Annotated in this window: 16 protein-coding genes; 9 read left to right on the top strand and 7 right to left on the bottom strand. The window is 45.9% G+C overall.

The window, feature by feature from the left end; all coding sequences use genetic code 11:
• Positions 1–130 precede the first annotated feature (130 nt).
• Positions 131–682 (top strand): peptide deformylase, encoded by a 552-nt coding sequence (gene def, locus AAEY83_RS03540; protein WP_025645385.1) that lies wholly within the window; start codon positions 131–133, stop codon positions 680–682.
• A 115-nt stretch (positions 683–797) separates the two neighbouring features.
• Positions 798–1,973: a type III PLP-dependent enzyme gene (locus AAEY83_RS03535; RefSeq protein WP_025645383.1), complete on the top strand. Its 1,176-nt coding sequence runs from the start codon at positions 798–800 to the stop codon at positions 1,971–1,973.
• A gap of 229 nt (positions 1,974–2,202) precedes the next feature.
• Here AAEY83_RS03535 and AAEY83_RS03530 read toward each other — a convergent pair whose 3' ends face one another.
• The 3 genes from AAEY83_RS03530 to dnaJ form a co-directional block, all read right to left on the bottom strand.
• The gene (locus AAEY83_RS03530) at positions 2,203–3,063 is read right to left on the bottom strand and encodes a secretin GspD/PilQ domain-containing protein (RefSeq protein ID WP_025645381.1); all 861 of its coding nucleotides are present in this window, start codon (positions 3,061–3,063) and stop codon (positions 2,203–2,205) included.
• A gap of 55 nt (positions 3,064–3,118) precedes the next feature.
• Positions 3,119–3,949, bottom strand: coding sequence for a 4-hydroxy-tetrahydrodipicolinate reductase (dapB, locus tag AAEY83_RS03525; protein WP_025645379.1), 831 nt, complete (start codon positions 3,947–3,949; stop codon positions 3,119–3,121).
• 185 nt (positions 3,950–4,134) lie between these two features.
• Entirely contained in the window at positions 4,135–5,265 is a 1,131-nt protein-coding gene (dnaJ, locus tag AAEY83_RS03520) for a molecular chaperone DnaJ (protein ID WP_025645377.1), read from the bottom strand.
• Positions 5,266–5,794: 529 nt separating this feature from the next.
• Between dnaJ and AAEY83_RS03515 the strand changes: the two genes are divergently transcribed.
• Positions 5,795–6,451: a DUF2939 domain-containing protein gene (locus AAEY83_RS03515; RefSeq protein ID WP_025645376.1), complete on the top strand. Its 657-nt coding sequence runs from the start codon at positions 5,795–5,797 to the stop codon at positions 6,449–6,451.
• A 145-nt stretch (positions 6,452–6,596) separates the two neighbouring features.
• Here AAEY83_RS03515 and AAEY83_RS03510 read toward each other — a convergent pair whose 3' ends face one another.
• Both AAEY83_RS03510 and AAEY83_RS03505 read right to left on the bottom strand, forming a co-directional pair.
• Positions 6,597–7,658, bottom strand: a complete 1,062-nt coding sequence (locus AAEY83_RS03510; RefSeq protein ID WP_227501920.1) for a disulfide isomerase DsbC N-terminal domain-containing protein — start codon at positions 7,656–7,658, stop codon at positions 6,597–6,599.
• A 261-nt stretch (positions 7,659–7,919) separates the two neighbouring features.
• Entirely contained in the window at positions 7,920–8,624 is a 705-nt protein-coding gene (locus AAEY83_RS03505; protein ID WP_025645373.1) for a pseudouridine synthase, read from the bottom strand.
• Between the two features lie 91 nt (positions 8,625–8,715).
• Here AAEY83_RS03505 and AAEY83_RS03500 point away from each other — a divergent pair, with 91 nt between their 5' ends.
• The 3 genes from AAEY83_RS03500 (at position 8,716) to AAEY83_RS03490 (ending at position 11,190) form a co-directional block, all read left to right on the top strand.
• Complete coding sequence (locus AAEY83_RS03500; RefSeq protein ID WP_025645371.1) at positions 8,716–9,315, top strand: YigZ family protein; 600 nt, start codon at positions 8,716–8,718, stop codon at positions 9,313–9,315.
• A 239-nt stretch (positions 9,316–9,554) separates the two neighbouring features.
• Entirely contained in the window at positions 9,555–10,601 is a 1,047-nt protein-coding gene (locus AAEY83_RS03495) for a YheT family hydrolase (protein WP_025645369.1), read from the top strand.
• Between the two features lie 40 nt (positions 10,602–10,641).
• A complete protein-coding gene (locus AAEY83_RS03490) occupies positions 10,642–11,190 on the top strand; it encodes an acyl-CoA thioesterase (RefSeq protein WP_025645368.1) in 549 nt (182 codons plus the stop codon).
• Positions 11,191–11,905: 715 nt separating this feature from the next.
• Here AAEY83_RS03490 and AAEY83_RS03485 read toward each other — a convergent pair.
• A complete protein-coding gene (locus AAEY83_RS03485; protein WP_025645366.1) occupies positions 11,906–12,850 on the bottom strand; it encodes an alpha/beta hydrolase in 945 nt (314 codons plus the stop codon).
• A gap of 306 nt (positions 12,851–13,156) precedes the next feature.
• Here AAEY83_RS03485 and AAEY83_RS03480 point away from each other — a divergent pair, with 306 nt between their 5' ends.
• On the top strand, positions 13,157–13,315 hold the full coding sequence (locus AAEY83_RS03480) for a hypothetical protein (RefSeq protein ID WP_156923954.1): 159 nt from the start codon (positions 13,157–13,159) through the stop codon (positions 13,313–13,315).
• Between the two features lie 57 nt (positions 13,316–13,372).
• On the opposite strand, the gene AAEY83_RS03475 is transcribed toward AAEY83_RS03480, so the two are convergent.
• Entirely contained in the window at positions 13,373–14,101 is a 729-nt protein-coding gene (locus AAEY83_RS03475) for an aspartate/glutamate racemase family protein (RefSeq protein WP_025645364.1), read from the bottom strand.
• Positions 14,102–14,276: 175 nt separating this feature from the next.
• Here AAEY83_RS03475 and AAEY83_RS03470 point away from each other — a divergent pair, with 175 nt between their 5' ends.
• Together AAEY83_RS03470 and AAEY83_RS03465 are read left to right on the top strand one after the other, a co-directional pair.
• Positions 14,277–14,501, top strand: a complete 225-nt coding sequence (locus tag AAEY83_RS03470) for a DUF2798 domain-containing protein (protein ID WP_025645363.1) — start codon at positions 14,277–14,279, stop codon at positions 14,499–14,501.
• A 221-nt stretch (positions 14,502–14,722) separates the two neighbouring features.
• Positions 14,723–15,700, top strand: coding sequence for a zinc-binding dehydrogenase (locus AAEY83_RS03465; RefSeq protein WP_025645361.1), 978 nt, complete (start codon positions 14,723–14,725; stop codon positions 15,698–15,700).
• Positions 15,701–15,826 lie beyond the last annotated feature (126 nt).

Genomic DNA, 15,826 nt, shown 5'->3' with positions numbered 1-15,826 from the left:
TGAAGGCTTTAGTTACTGCCCATAAATCTACTAATACGAAATCGACCTCAAGTTGTTGATAATCGTTACTTTTGCCCCCATTTACCTTATAATAACGCCAATTCTATTTGCATGACTGAGGTAAGCCACTATGGCAGTACTCCCTATTTTAAGTTACCCTGATCCGCGCTTGCGCACTATCGCCGCCCCTGTAAAAGAGGTCGATGCTGAGATAAAAACATTAATCAGTGACATGATTGAAACTATGTATGCCGCTGATGGTATCGGTCTTGCCGCCTCGCAAGTGGATCGCCATATTCAACTGATCGTGATGGACTTATCTGAAAACAGAGATACTCCCATGGTCTTTATCAATCCTAAAGTGACGCCACTAGTCGAAGAAAAGCAGCCTTATGAAGAAGGCTGTCTGTCGGTTCCTGATGTCTATGATAAAGTTGAGCGCCCAAGTAAAGTGCGTATCGAAGCTTTAGACGCTGATGGTGAGGCTATTGACGAGATAGCAGAAGGCTTACTCGCTGTTTGTATTCAGCACGAAATGGATCATCTCAATGGGGTTATCTTTGTCGATTATCTATCACGCCTAAAACAAACTCGCGCCCGCGATAAAGTCAAAAAAGTGCTTAAGATACGCGAAAAGCAAAGCCAACAAGCCGCAAAACAGCCTGAAGCTACAAATGTCTAAATAGCGAACCTTTGAGTGCATGTCAAAACCTTCATGTTGACATGCATTTTTATGCCTCCTTTCTAAAAACCCCTTTCCTCTTTTTTATCTTTACTAAAGGCTTATTGCTATGACTATGATCAAAATTGACCAATATTTTGACCCTGCTGCTTGGGGCAAATTTACCAAAGCCGCTGAGGGTCGCGACACGCCTTTTTTGATCGTTGATCTGAATCGTATCAAACTGAAATTCAATGAAATGATTGGCCTGTTTCCCGAAGCAAAAGTCCATTATGCAATGAAAGCTAGCCCTGCGGTGCAAGTGATTGAGCTATTAGCAGAGCTAGGTTCAAACTTTGACTGCGCGTCCATCTATGAGCTGGATCGGGTGCTCGACTGCGGTGTGGCGCCCTCGCGTATCTCTTATGGCAATACCATCAAAAAAGCAAAGCATGTAAAATACGCTTTTGATAAAGGTATCGATCTGTATGCAACCGACTCAGAAGCAGATCTCAAAAATATCGCTGAGCAGGCTCCTGGCTCAAAGGTGTTTGTACGTATTTTGGTAGAAGGCTCAGACACTGCTGAATGGCCATTATCGCGCAAGTTTGGTTGCCATCCTGATATGGCCGTTGATCTGCTCATCCAAGCTAAAGAGCTTGGCTTAGTGCCTTATGGAGTTTCGTTCCACGTGGGCAGTCAGCAAAAATCAGTGACCGTCTGGCACGATGCCCTAGTCATGGTCAAAGATATCTTTGATAAGCTTATGAGTGAGCAAGGCATTAAGCTACAAATGATTAACCTCGGCGGCGGCTTCCCTGCTCGGTATCTCAACCAAATCAATACCATACAAGACTACGCCGGATCGGTAAAACAATACTTAGTCGATAGCTACGGTATAGACGACATGCCAGAGATTATCCTGGAGCCCGGCCGCTCGCTGGTGGCAAGCTCTGGGGTCTTAGTCAGTGAAGTGGTGCTGATTTCTCGCAAATCGCATGAGGAGGAGACGCGCTGGGTTTATACTGATGTGGGGCTGTTCCAAGGGTTAATTGAAACGTTAGGTGAAGCGATTAAATATCCCGTTTATACTCCAAAAATGGCAACATCGACCACGTCAGGTACAGTGGTTTTAGCAGGGCCGACTTGTGACTCTGCTGATATCATGTATGAAGAGACCGACTATCAGCTACCCCAAGAGCTGGAGATTGGCGATAAAATTTATTGGCTCGCGACGGGGGCTTATACCAACTCTTATTCGTCTGTCGAGTTCAATGGCTTTCCGCCATTAGAAGTGGTTTATCTTGATTAATACTTGGTTAGTTACATAAAAAAAGCGTAATACTGAAATTTAAAGTATTGCGCTTTTTTTATGACTTATATTTGGCGTAGGGTGCGCCCCGCGTACCTGAAAGTCGTTAAAACAAGGCAATTACTCGTTAACTTACTAAGATAACTTTTGATTAGAATGTTTAATCATCATATTTAAGTTAATGGTGTGCATGGCGCATCCTACAACATCTTAGTTCTGGAGAACTCAACTACTGAACCAATAGCTGAATCGGGGCACTGGTGCTAGTCATACTACGACGATTGCCAGCAAAGCCTGAGCTTTGATTTTGAGCGCTTTGTATAACTTGTCCGATAGTGACCCATTGCCCGCGCGGTACGATAACTGTGCTATTTAGCCTTTGTGTTTCAATAGCGTTTTTTTGGTAATATCGAGAATGGCTAGTGAGTAGCTTCTCTTCTGCTTGCGACAACTGCACTTCCACTTGTCCATTGGGCAGTAGTCTTGGGGTGACGGCAATGCCTCTCGTTTTCGGCAATAACACTTGCTGCTGAATAATAATCTGAGCTGACTGACTATGATAAGACGGATAGCGATTATTTCGATAAGCCGTCGCCTGATAGTTTTGCGTTAAGGAATATAGCGTATTGGTGCTAATGCTGGCAGCGCTACCTGAGAGCGTTTGCACTTGATATAAGCTATTGCTCTGCTGCTGACTATCGCTTTGGTTCACTATACCTGTCCCTTGAATACCACGCTTGCTGATAATCACTTGGCCTTGGCGGATATTACTTTGTATATTACCACTACTGCCTACTCGTACTGCGACTAGCAGCGGCTGCGGCTGAGTGTCTATTTGCGCAAGGAGCTGTTGCACCGCCTTGTAATTCGCCGCGCTGGTTTGTAGCACAAGCTTATCTTGATAACTACTTACTGTGCCGCCGTCACGGCTACTGTTTAGCTGTTGGCGTACGGCTGGCAGTAGAGCATCACCGCCGTAAGTATCGATGACATAGGTTTGGGCGCTTTTGTGAGCAGAGGCGGCTTGCGCAGGTACAACAAAGCTAGTACCTACACTTAAAAACAAAAGCGTCATCAGTGAGCGGTTCATCTTATAGCTATCCTAATTATTTAAAACTCGCTTATCCAACTCTACTCATTCAGCCTTACTCATTTAACCCAAGTACATCTTGCATATTATACTGCCCTGCTTTTTGCTGAATGACCCAAGTGGTAGCGCGTACCGCCCCTGCTGCAAAGGTCATGCGCGCACGTGCTCTGTGAGTAATCTCGACCACTTCGCCATCAGCGATAAACATGACAGTGTGATCGCCAATGATTTCGCCGCCGCGTATCGCATGAATGCCTATGCTACCTGCTTCGCGCGCGCCTGTTTGTCCTTCACGGCCATAGACTGCAACCTCTTTTAGGTTTTGCCCTCGAGCTTCAGCGACGGCTTGGGCCATCATGTAAGCAGTGCCTGATGGCGCGTCAATCTTGTGTTTATGATGCGCTTCGATGACCTCAACGTCAGCCTCATTGCCAAAGGCTTTAGCAGCCATACCTAGTAGCTTGAGCGATAGGTTGACCCCAGTTGAATAGTTGCCCGCATAGACGATAGGAATGTGTTTGCTGGCCTCGGTGAGCACTTGCTCCTGCTGTTCATTGAAGCCTGTTGTACCGATGACCATCGCGACTTTATGCTCAGCGCAAGTCTGCATGTTTTGCTCAGTGGCATCCGGCAAGCTAAAGTCAATGAGCACATCGATATCATCGATCACTGAGACTAAATCATCGACGATTTTGATATTTAAGCGCTCGATAGCGGCGACCTCACCAGCGTCAGTGCCAATCAGACTTGAGCCTTCACGCTCGATAGCAGCGCTGAGAGACGTTTGCGGATTGTCCTGTACCGCCTCAATCAGCATACGGCCCATACGGCCGCCGGCTCCGATAACGCCAATATTTATCATCTCTTTTGCTTGTGTCTTACTCATACTTTTGTCCTAAAGCTCATGGTCTATATTTATAGGTTAGCAGTGCCTTGTTAGCACGCGTTATGTTAATTATCATAGCATGAATTGTTTTTGCTGCGACTAACAGGCAAACATAAAAAAGCCTAATAGTTTCACATGAAACTATTAGGCCTGTTGATAACGTCAAAAAGCTCAAAAGTTAACGCTTAGTCGAATAGTTCGCCAATCTTTTTAAAGAAAGATTTTTTGTGCGGCGATTGTTGATGCTTGCTATCACCGTCCAAGGTATCTTGAAACTCGCGTAACAGATCTTTTTGTTCGCGAGTGAGATTGACTGGCGTTTCGATAATGACGCGGCAAATCAGATCGCCTTTCATCGTCGTACGCACTGGCGTCACACCTTTACCGCGTACTCGCAGCAGCTTACCGCTTTGCGTGCCTTCGGCGACTTTGATTTTGACTTTGCCATCTAAAGTTGGGATCTCGACCTCTTTACCTAAAGCGGCATCGGTGATGCTCACTGGCACATCCATATACAGATCTGCGCCTTGACGAGTAAAGACCTCATGCGGTTTCACGCGTACTTCAACATATAAATCGCCGTTCTGTACACCTGCGCCGCCCGCTTCGCCTTCACCTGCTAGACGCACGCGGTCGCCATCATCGACGCCGGCTGGGATAGAAACCTCAAGCGTGCGAGATTTTTCTTGGACGCCATTACCATGACAGTCTGGGCATGGGTTCTTGATTTGCTTACCGCTACCGCCGCACTGCGGACACGCTTGCTGCACAGCAAAGAAGCCTTGCTGCATACGCACTTGGCCTTGCCCATGACAAGTCTGGCACGTGACGATATCAGAGGCGTCTTTCGCCCCTTTACCATCGCAAGTATCACAAGGCGCAGGCGCGGTGAAGCTGATCTCTTTTTGGCAACCGCGCACCGCTTCCTCAAGCGTTAGCTCGATGACATAACGAAGATCAGAGCCGCGGCGCGTACGACTACCACCGCCGCGAGCTTGACCGAAGATATCACCGAAGTTGCCAAAGATATCACCAAAGATGTCTTGGAAGTTACCGCCGCCGCCGAAGCCGCCACCGCCTCCCATGCCGCTCTCAAAGGCAGCGTGACCCATACGGTCGTAGGCTGAGCGCTTATCTTCGTCACTAAGCACCTCATAAGCCATCGACGCTTCTTTGAATTTTTCTTCGGCATCAGGGTCATCAGAGTTGCGATCGGGATGGTATTTCATTGCCAGCTTGCGGTAGGCTCTTTTTATCTCTTTGCTATCAGCCGTTTTGCTGACCCCTAACACTTCATAAAAATCGCGCTTACTCATGAGCTCTCCTATCGTCATCACAGTGATGCTTGCTAATAATCTTACGTCTACTACGCCTCAATCATCAAAAGTGTTTCATGTGAAACACAAAATCAATATCATAGCGTATCGGTAAAATCAGCAACGTACTGCGCTAACCAAATCAATTAATAAATAAAGGTATAAAGATATAAAAGTTTGGCCTGTTAATGGAGGTGCCTCAGCGATTTATCAAGCTTAATAATTGTGAAATTATTATCTGCGTAGTTTTATTCTGCAGATAATCGTACCTATAGTCAGTTTAAAGTAAAATTGTTATGAGATTAAGTGCGCTACTGGTATAAATTTTACTTGCGTGCTGCGTTCCTTCGATGCTGCATAAAATTCATCCCAGCAGCGCTATGTCATTTTTAGAGTGAAACGACTATATATCCTCTTAGCTTGATTATTATTTAGTTTTTCATAACATCAAGCGCTAAAGTCGTGCTAATATTTAGCGCCCTATAAGCAGGCGTTCATACTTGAAATTCGGTGTAAGAGAGCATTGATTATGAAAAAACTAACGGCCTTTATCTTATTGATCATCGTTATGGCAGTCGTGGTCTATGCCGGCTCGCCCTATTACAGCGCTTATCAACTAAAGAACGCTTATGATGCTAAAGATGGCGCGACTATCGCAGCAGCCATCGATTACGAGCAAGTCCGTCCTAGCGTCTATAGACAGCTGACGGATAAATTTGCGCTGACCATGAGCAAGTATCCACTAGTCGCTGAGCTTGGCGGCGCGCCCTTAGAGCAAGCGGCTGATAGTTTTATCAGTCAAGCAGTGGCAGGCGCGGTTACCCCTGACAATGTCAAAACCCTAATTAATACCCAAGGTCAAGCCAATACCGCGACCAAAGAGCTGGCTGCGGCTTGGGCCATCGCTAGTAATCAAGTCGATCTCAAAAACCTCATTCAAGATCTCATCATTCAGCGCGGTGATATCAATGCAGTAGTCAAAAACCAAATACAGCTGGTCATGCAAAAACAAGCCAGCGAGCTTGAGGAGCAAGCGGCGCAAGGAGAAGATAGCGAACCTAGTCTGAGCTATTGCGGTATCAATTGCTTTACCATTAGCGGGCAAGTCAAAGGCTATCCCATCACTGTTGAGATGCAACGTCAGGGCTTTATTGACTGGCAAATCATCGATGTGGTATTGCCTTAAATCAAGATTCTCTATGAACTTTAAAGGCATAAGTGCTATTTAAGTTCTAAAACCAATTCGCACAAAAAGCGCGCTATAAACTATCAAGTTATAGCGCGCTTTTGCTATGGGGTTTTAGATTTTAAAATAGCTGTGAATGAGCTAACTACTGAACGCCCAAAAACTCTAAGAATTCAGGACTCTCAAAGCTCGCTTGATATAAAACGCCATCCTCACGATATATCGCTGGCGTCGCTATCACTGCAAGTCCTGCCGCCCTTTCACGATTAGGTGTCACGTAATCCGTGTTACAACTGGCAGGCGCTGGCGTCATCTGGCCTTGTAGCATTGCCTTGTCTAGAGCGTTACGGCGACTGCCCTCATCCGCTTGACACCAGATCCCGCGCATCTGCGCAGGTGACGCTTCATATATAGGATAACCGATAGTCTTGACGGTGACGCCTTTGGCATTGAGATCTGCCATTTGCTTATGTAGCATTCGGCAGTACGGGCAATTCACATCAGTTGCAACATAAATAACGGCGCGCTCGGTAGTCGTTGCCGGATAAGTAATCAGCTGCGACTCATCTAGTGAGGCAAAGACAGATTTGTTTTTATTCGCTTCAAAAGTCTCATCAAGTCCTGTGAATTGACCATTCTCTATCACCGATATCTCGCCATCAGTAATGTATTGCGCATCATCTGAGAGTAAAAACGGCACGCCTTCTAATGTTGCGCCCCAAATCACGCCCGGCACTGCGGTATAAAAAAACGGCGTTTTAGCGCTCATGTTTTTCAGCGCACTCATATTCTCTAGTAACGATGATTTCACCGCCGCGCTGACATATTCGCCTGCTTGCGCACTAGTGGCTCGCGTTGGGGTTTGCTTCACTTTACGTGGGCTTGGATTTTTTTGTAGCTCGCCTTGGATGACATATTTGCCATCAGTGGTGATATGGAGTGGCGGCTGTCCTGCTAGATTGACCTGATACATATTAGGCAAATTAGAGGGTTCGATAGATAAGATTTGCGCTTTGATACCAACCTCGGTCAATACTTGGCGCAGATGGCTATCAGTGTCAGCACTGACTTTGTCCGCTGCCGCACTTTGCGTCATCTTAATATTCTCATCGGTTGAAGTCGCAGGCTGGGCGCAAGCCGTCGCCGTTAATAGCAGCGCACTAATAAAACTAATAGGTTTAAGTAGAGGTGGTTTCACAGCAGTCATCCTAGCAAGTAGCGTTTATATACCAATAGCAATCAGCATTTCGTCTTAAAACACTATCTAAAAAAGTAGAGTGAAAAGATATCAGGACTTTAGCACATTAGCTAAATTTTCGGAGGGTTTGCCAGTTACTTTTGCAAATCGCTACTTGAGCTTGAGGGAGGCGCAATAGAGGCCGATAAAACAAGTTATAAAGCTCAACTTAGACGTCAGGTGCGCGAGGCGCACCCTACCGTAAATCTAAAAATATACTTATAAATATCCCTAAAATTTCTCTACTTCCTCGGGCGTTAAAAAGCGACTATCGCCACGCTCTAACCCGTCTAAAGTAATATGGCCAATGCTAGCGCGATGCAGCTCGACGACTTTATTACCGAAGTAGCCCATCATACGTTTGACCTGATGATATTTGCCTTGCTCCAAGGTTAGACGCGCATGGGTCTCATCGATAAACTCAAGGGTAGCCGGTTTGGTCGGCTCATAGTCGCCCTCTAACAAGATACCTTCGCCCACCTTTTTGATTGCGCGGGCTTGCTCCTCCTCATTCATAGGATCAGCAAGCGTTAGCTCATAGACTTTGGCGTGCTCGTGCTTGGGACTTGTGACGCGGTGTAGCCAGCCGCCATCATCACTAAGCAGCAGTGCGCCTGTGGTATCGACATCCAAGCGACCTGCGATACGTAAACTGCCTAGCTCTGGTACGGCAATCAATTCGGTGACGATAGGATACTCTTTGGCCTTTAACGTACACTCAAAACCTTCAGGCTTATGCAGCAAGATATAACGATTACCCGTCGCCACCGAGAGCGGCTCGCCTGCCCACAGCACTTCATCATTGATAATATCGACATGTAGGCCAGGGTCTTTGACCACCTCATCATTGACGGTGACCTCAGAGGCGTGGAGGATTTTTTTGGACTCTTTGCGTGACAGCTCAGTGGCTTTACTGATAAATTTATCGAGACGCATACTTTTTACTACCTTTAGTCATATAGGGTTTTGTTATAGTGGTGTCAGTTTAACATATCCCATCTAACCCTAAGTGTACCATCGATGCAATATGAGCTATCAAACCTTAAAAAACCCCGTGACCGCACGGCTTGAGATTAAAAAATCCGAGTTTATTGCTTATGCCTATCCTGTAAATTCACGTGAGCAAGCGATGTTTCATGTGGAACAACTACGAGAAAAGTACCTTGATGCTCGGCATTGGTGCTGGGCCTATATCATTGGCGACCCTGATAATACTACCAGCGCAGGTTTCGATGATGATGGCGAACCGAGTGGTACCGCAGGGCGACCAATACTAGGCGTGCTGCAGCATAAATCTATCGGCAATATTATCATTATCGTGGTACGCTACTTTGGTGGTATTAAGCTTGGCGCAGGCGGTCTCACTCGTGCCTATGCAAGCTCTGCACAAGCAGCAGTCGATCAGATGATATTGCAACCTTACGTGCCGATGACGCAAGTGCAAATACTAGCGGACTTTGCGACTGAAGCTCAGTGTCGTTATGTGGTTGAGAGCTTAGAGGGCACTATCGAAGATGTCGCCTATAGCAAACAAGTCACCTTAACTGTCACTATTGCTGAGGTTGATATTGAGACCTTAAAAACTGAACTAGCGATGGCAGGTAAAGTGATAGAGCCCACAGATTAGTATGTTCTAAAGAAGTAAACTGAGCTTAATTAAATAATACAGTAATCATCTGTTCACTGAGCCGTTCACCGAAATCTATTGGAAGCTTGCTGCGAGCTTAGTATGATAATAAATTCGTTAAATTAACAATGTATAGACTCAGTCTTATAGAGCTGTTTTGTTTCACGTGGAACCAGCTATTTAAATCACACTCATATTTTCTATTTATACTTTTATTTTACAACTTTAGAAACCCTACTATGACGACCTTTACCTATAACGCATTTAAACCGCCTTTTTGGCTGACTAATCCGCACTTGCAAAGCATCCTGCCAAAGTTTTTTGCGCCAAAAGCACCCGAGTACAGACGAGTGGTGCGTAAAGATTCCTTGGACGAGAGTGATATTGCCTATGATTTCTATGATGCGCATCCTATAGAACATTCAGAAAACTTAGAAAATGGTGAACTTGAACAAACGCCATTAATCGTTTTGTTCCACGGTATGGAAGGCAGTAGCGATAGCCATTATGCCCGCGCTTTGGCTTATCAGATGCACGCGCAAGGGTGGCACTTTGTCGTCGCCCATTTCCGCAGCTGTGGTGGTATTCCAGCTAGTGGACGGGTGTTTTATAACGCGGGTGATACGGGCGAAGTGCACCACATGCTGCAAAACCTAAGCGAAAAATACGCCAATATGTATGCGGTCGGCGTCTCACTGGGTGGTAATGCCTTAGCCAAATACATGGGCGAATACGGCGAGAAAGCGCTCTGCAAAGGCGCGGCTGTTATCTCCGCCCCTGTCGATATGTCATCAGCGGCGCTGAGTATGCACAGCTTTTTGAGTCATCGCATTTATACGCCTTATTTGCTTAATCCAATTATTAAAAAAGCCCTTGCCAACGACATCAGCAAAGAGGAGATCGACTCTATCAAAGCGGTCAATCGTATCAGCGACTTTGACGATATCTTTACCGCGCCGCGTCATGGCTACCGCTCTAACAACGACTACTATCATAGCGCCTCAGCCCTGCCCTACTTGCGCGATGTCAAAAAACCCTTATTGTTGATTAGCGCCAAAGACGATCCGTTTTTGGGCTTTACCGCCACCGCGAACGATGTCTCCGACTGCGTCACTATTATCGATACCAAGCACGGCGGGCACGTCGGCTACATTCGCTATCGCTCGGATAGCAAGCAAGCTCAGGGCCGTGATAAAAAATCCAGATTCGATATCAATTGGCTACCCGAAACCGTCAGCGCCTACTTTCAATCCATCGGTGTGGACGCTACCGTCAAGTCAAAATAACTGCGCAACTGACCTATCCTTAAACTTTTGAGACTCTATTATGTATCCTTACTTGCGTTACACTAAGTCGATCGTTGATGCGTTTATCACTAATAAAAAAGCTCAACCGTTAGCGTTTGATCAGGTCAGCGAAGTCACTGTGCGCTGTAGTATTACCGATATCGATCCAATGTTTGAGATGAATAATGGCCGTGTATTGACCGTCTATGATATTGGCCGTACAGATTTTATCATTCGCACGGGGCTTGCCAAGCAGCTGCTAAAGAACCGTTGGGGTATGGTAGTGGCAGGCAGCACCATTCAATACCGTAAGCGTATCCGCCTGTTTGATAAAGTGACCATCAAGACGAAGCTCGTCGGTATAGATGAGCGCTGGCTCTATCTTGAGCATTCGATGTGGGTTAAAGGCAAACCTTGTTCCTCGGTGCTATTACGCACGGGCGTCACCAAAGGCGGCAAAGTCATTGAAACCGCCAAAGTGTTAAAGGCGTTAGGTGAGCCTAATTTAGTCATGTCACCTGAGCCGTGGGTGCAAGAGTGGATAGCGTCCAATAAGGATCATCGCTGGCCGCCGATGGCTAAGGACTAAAATACTCTACGATAAGTCTCTGACTACCTTATCCTCCTTTACCTTAAGCTTTGAGAGCAGACCATGTACCCCTTTATTCGTCATACCGTCTCACTTATACAAGCTGTTTCGCAAGTCAAAAAGGGTCAGAGGCTAGCCTTAAATGAGGTCAGTGAAATTGAGTTTCGCTGTCAGTTGACGGAATATCTTCTAAATCATATAGTCTAGACAAAAACGCGGTTTCATCTAATCTTCCAGCTCAATCAATACCTTCTACCTGCATAGCATCGAATATATGACGTCGAGTGATTTGAGTTATTTTGTTCATGAGATTCTAAATTCTTTCAAGTTTATAGGTTTAATTATATCGGTTTGGAACACTCAACTACAAAACCGTAGTCAAACATATTGACTACAAACTTGTAGTCAAATTCTGTAAAAGTAGTAGAGGTTGACATGGGAAGCAGTTTAGCCTGAGCACCGTTAAAAAATTGCACTGCAATTTTAGGTGAACTTGGAGAGCGGTTTAGCCCCGATTGCAGCGGATATACTTGGCTGCACACTGTGTTGCGGGGACTTGGCTTTCCAGAAAATCATAGATTTTCTCTTGCGTCAGGGTAAGTGTCTCCCAGACACTTACTGTTTCCTTCCTCATATCGAGGCAACAGGAGCACGACTGCCTATTAGTCACCGCCACAGTGGCAGCTAAGATAGTAGCGTAAAGCGGGAATAGCTACTATTTAATCCCCTCCCGAAACCCTTTATAATCCTCAGCCGTTTGCTCTACTGCCTCTATCATCGGTACGTGACCGATATCTTCCATCATAATGACTTGCGCTTGCGGGATGATGTCTTTGATCACATTGACCGTTTCAGGTTTGATGACTTGATCCTTCTCACCCCAAACCACGAGCGTTGGAATATTATAGTCCGCGATGATTTGAGCGCGCTCCTCGACACTATCGGTGACGATTTGCTCAAGGATTTTGGCGTCCAACTCCTTATTATTGATACGCTCTTGTGCGAATACCGCTTTGACTGACTTGGGCAAATAAGGCGGCTTATACATGACAAAATCGTACATCTTATAGAAGTCTTCTTTGCTATTGATCAGCAATGGGTTGTTCTCAAGGGTTGCGCCCTCAAGCGATTTTGGCACGCCTGCTGACCAAAACCCTGCGCTATCGACAAGCCACAGACTCTTGACGTCTTTTGGGTACTTTGCGGCATAAGCGACACTGATCGCGCCGCCCATCGAGTTACCGCCGATGTGAATATTGCTTGCTAATCCTTTAGCTTGCAACAGCTCATGTAAGCGCGTGGCCTGTGCCTGTGAGCGATAGTCTGCGCTCATAGGTTTGCTCGACTCGCCAAAACCCAGCAGATCAGGAATGATCAGATGATAGTCCTCTAACTCGTCAGCGATACGGGTGAAGTTGTCCTTATTACCGCCAAAACCGTGAATAAGGAGTAAGGGCTCGCCTGTTAGGTTGGCGTTTTCGGCATAAACTAACTTGTCGCCAGAAGTTAGCGTAAATGATTTGACATCCAGATCAGACTTATTGCGCTCATATTGAATGATTTTTTGGGTAGTGTTAACGGCAAGCGTATTGGGCGCTGTGGTACAGCCTACGATAGAGAGACTAAATAGTGCGGCAAGGCCTAAGCGTTTAAATAGCATGGAGGCATCCTTGTTTAGAATTAAGGTGGAAACAAAATCTGACTTTGATTTTAGCGCTAAACTTGTGCCTAGATTTTTTAATTTATAACTTTCTAGTCAAAACCTTATCTTCTATGTTCATATACAAGACTATCGTTAGCTCTTGTTTACCTTTCTAGCCCAGATAGCTTAGGCATTGTTATTTATAATAGGAGCGTTTTATAGCAGTAGTGGTTATAACTACAACCCTAAGCTCACTATCTATTCTTAATTAAACCCAACTGATACTCATCAAAGCCCAATCAAAGTGGCATAAAAGGATGCACCTTGAGCGACACGAGTACGCCCTCCAGTAAATCGCGTGACCTTACCAAAGGATCTATCGCCAAAACCATGCTGCTATTTGCCTTGCCAACGACACCATGGAGACGGTTACCGCTGCGCCGTATCATCAAAGTGCATAAAAAGGTTCATGGTAGCCATTAACCAACTTACGATAAAGGCTAAACGGTCGCAGCAGGCTTTATGCTATCTTTGCAGTATTTAGCCGACTGCCTTATCCACTAAAAACCTTACCGCAGCTCGCGCATGGATAGCGGTGGTATCAAACACAGGGATGGGGCTGTCGGCTTGCTTAATCAGCATGCCAATCTCAGTACAGCCCAAAATCACCCCCTCGCAGCCTGCATCAGCTAACTGCTCAATGACCCTTTGATAATATTCTCTTGAGCTATCCAATAACTGCCCTTGGCACAGCTCCTCATAGATAATTCGGTGCACCTCTACCCTTGCGTCTTCTTCAGGTATCACCACTTGCAAACCGCTATCTGTCAGGCGCTGCTTATAAAAACCCTGCGTCATGGTAAACTGCGTACCGAGCAAACCTATCTCGGTCAAACGGTGCGCTTGAATCGCACTAGCGGTTGTATCGGCAATATGAATAATCGGTAAGCCTGTGGCCTCCTGTACCTCATCAGCTACCTTGTGCATGGTATTAGTCGCAATAAGCAAGCCTTGCGCGCCAGCCGCTTGCAGACGTTTGCCGCTACTCGCTAATATCGCGCCCATCTGTGCCCACTCGCCTTTTGCTTGCAGCTCACCAATCGGCGCAAAGTCTAAGCTATGAATAAGCAGGTCCGCTGAATGCAGGCCACCTAACTCAGCCTTGACCCCTTCATTGATCAGTCGATAATAGCTCTCGGTACTCTCCCAACTCATGCCACCGATGATGCCTAATGTACGTTGTGGTCTAGCCTTATCGTTACTTTTCATAGTCTATTCTTATTGATTGGTCTGGTTTATTTATGCTATCGATATCGTTAACATTTAAAGAACTTGGTGTTTGATAATAACCAATTTACCTAGTTACATATAGGTTATATGATAGCTCTCTATAAAACCTTTAGGACAAAAATGCGTTATGGCACTACCGAAACTAAGAATACGTATGAGCCGCAAACTATATCGCCTAGTATTTACTGGACTAATGGCCATGATGATGTCGCTTATTATCTCAACTGCCCTATTACTGGTAAAGGTCGGCTTGGTCGATGGCTTTTTTGGCGAGCTGCTACACTCTTGGGGGTTGGCCTTTGTTTTTGCATGGCCAAGTGCGTATCTCTGCGCATATTTTATCCAAGAGCATGTACTGAGCCGTATTGAGTTTTACTGAACAATAAATGAGGATACTTGTGCGCTTATATGACGACAACAAAAAACTAAAATTGTGTTTTTTATACCATAGAACTTGACGCCTAAAACACCATAAGTAACTAAATTAATATTGCGTCAAACAGGTGGCGCTTGTTACTGTGGCTCACAACTTAACGATGAATAGTACTTTTATAAATAGTACTTTTATAAATAATACCTCCATAAATCAAGGAATATATTATGCGCAGCGCAACTTATAACGAATTTGGCAAACCAACCGAAGTATTGAGCCTAGGCGATCGCCCTATCCCAGAACCTAAGCCTACCGAGGTGCGCGTAAAAACCGTGCTCGCCTCTATCCACAACCATGATCTGTTAACCATTCGCGGTCAGTATGGCTTTAAGCCAGAGATGCCTGCTATCGCAGGTTCCGAGGCGGTCGGCGTAGTCGATGCTGTGGGTAGCGAGGTTAAAAATCTCAAAGTCGGGCAACGCGTGGCGGCGGCCAGCGTGCAAGCGACATGGGCGGAGTATTTTGTCGCTGATGAGGATATGGTGTTTGCCATCCCTGAGAGCTTGGATGATGAGATGGCCGCGCAGCTGATCGCTATGCCGCTTAGTGCCTTGATGCTGCTGGAGTTCTTAGAAGCCAAGAGCGGACAATGGATTATCCATAACGCGGCGAACGGCGCAGTCGGTAAATCGCTTGCGATGCTAGCAGCGGCGCGCGGCGTCAACACTATCAATGTGGTCCGTAGCAGCGATGCCATAAAAGAGCTAGAAGCAATCGGCGCAGAAAATAACATCAGCACTGATAATGAGGACTGGAAAGAGCAAGTCAAAGCCATCCTTGGCGAGGATAAAATCAGCGCAGCGGTCGATTCAGTCGGCGGCGACGCCAGTGGCGACTTATTATCACTGCTCGGTCATGGTGGCACTTTGGCGTCCTTTGGCATCATGTCAGGCCAGCCCATGACGCTCAATCCGACGCATCTTATCTTTAAACAAGCCATCGTAAAAGGATTTTGGGGCAGTAAAATCAGCCAAGAGATGAGCGTGGATAATAAACAGCGCTTAATCGATGAGCTAATCGAACGCGCGACCAGTGGCAAGCTCCATCTGCCTGTGGAGGCTGTGTTTGATTTGGCAGATATCACAAAGGCCGTCGATGGCAAACTACAATCAGGTAAAAATGGTAAGGTGCTGTTAAAGCCATAAGAATTTGCTACGCGTAAATTACCTGATCTAAAGTCCTTTAACAGTTCACTCAAAACAGTGCTTCTTATGATAGAAGCGCTGTTTTTTTATGCAGAATGTTAATTCTGGTGCAAAAGTAGCACTCGT

This window comes from Psychrobacter sp. TB20-MNA-CIBAN-0197, from assembly GCF_040309765.1.
GTDB lineage: Bacteria > Pseudomonadota > Gammaproteobacteria > Pseudomonadales > Moraxellaceae > Psychrobacter > Psychrobacter submarinus.
The sequence above is the reverse complement of the archived record's forward strand: the minus strand, read 5'-3'. Positions and strand labels throughout refer to the sequence as shown.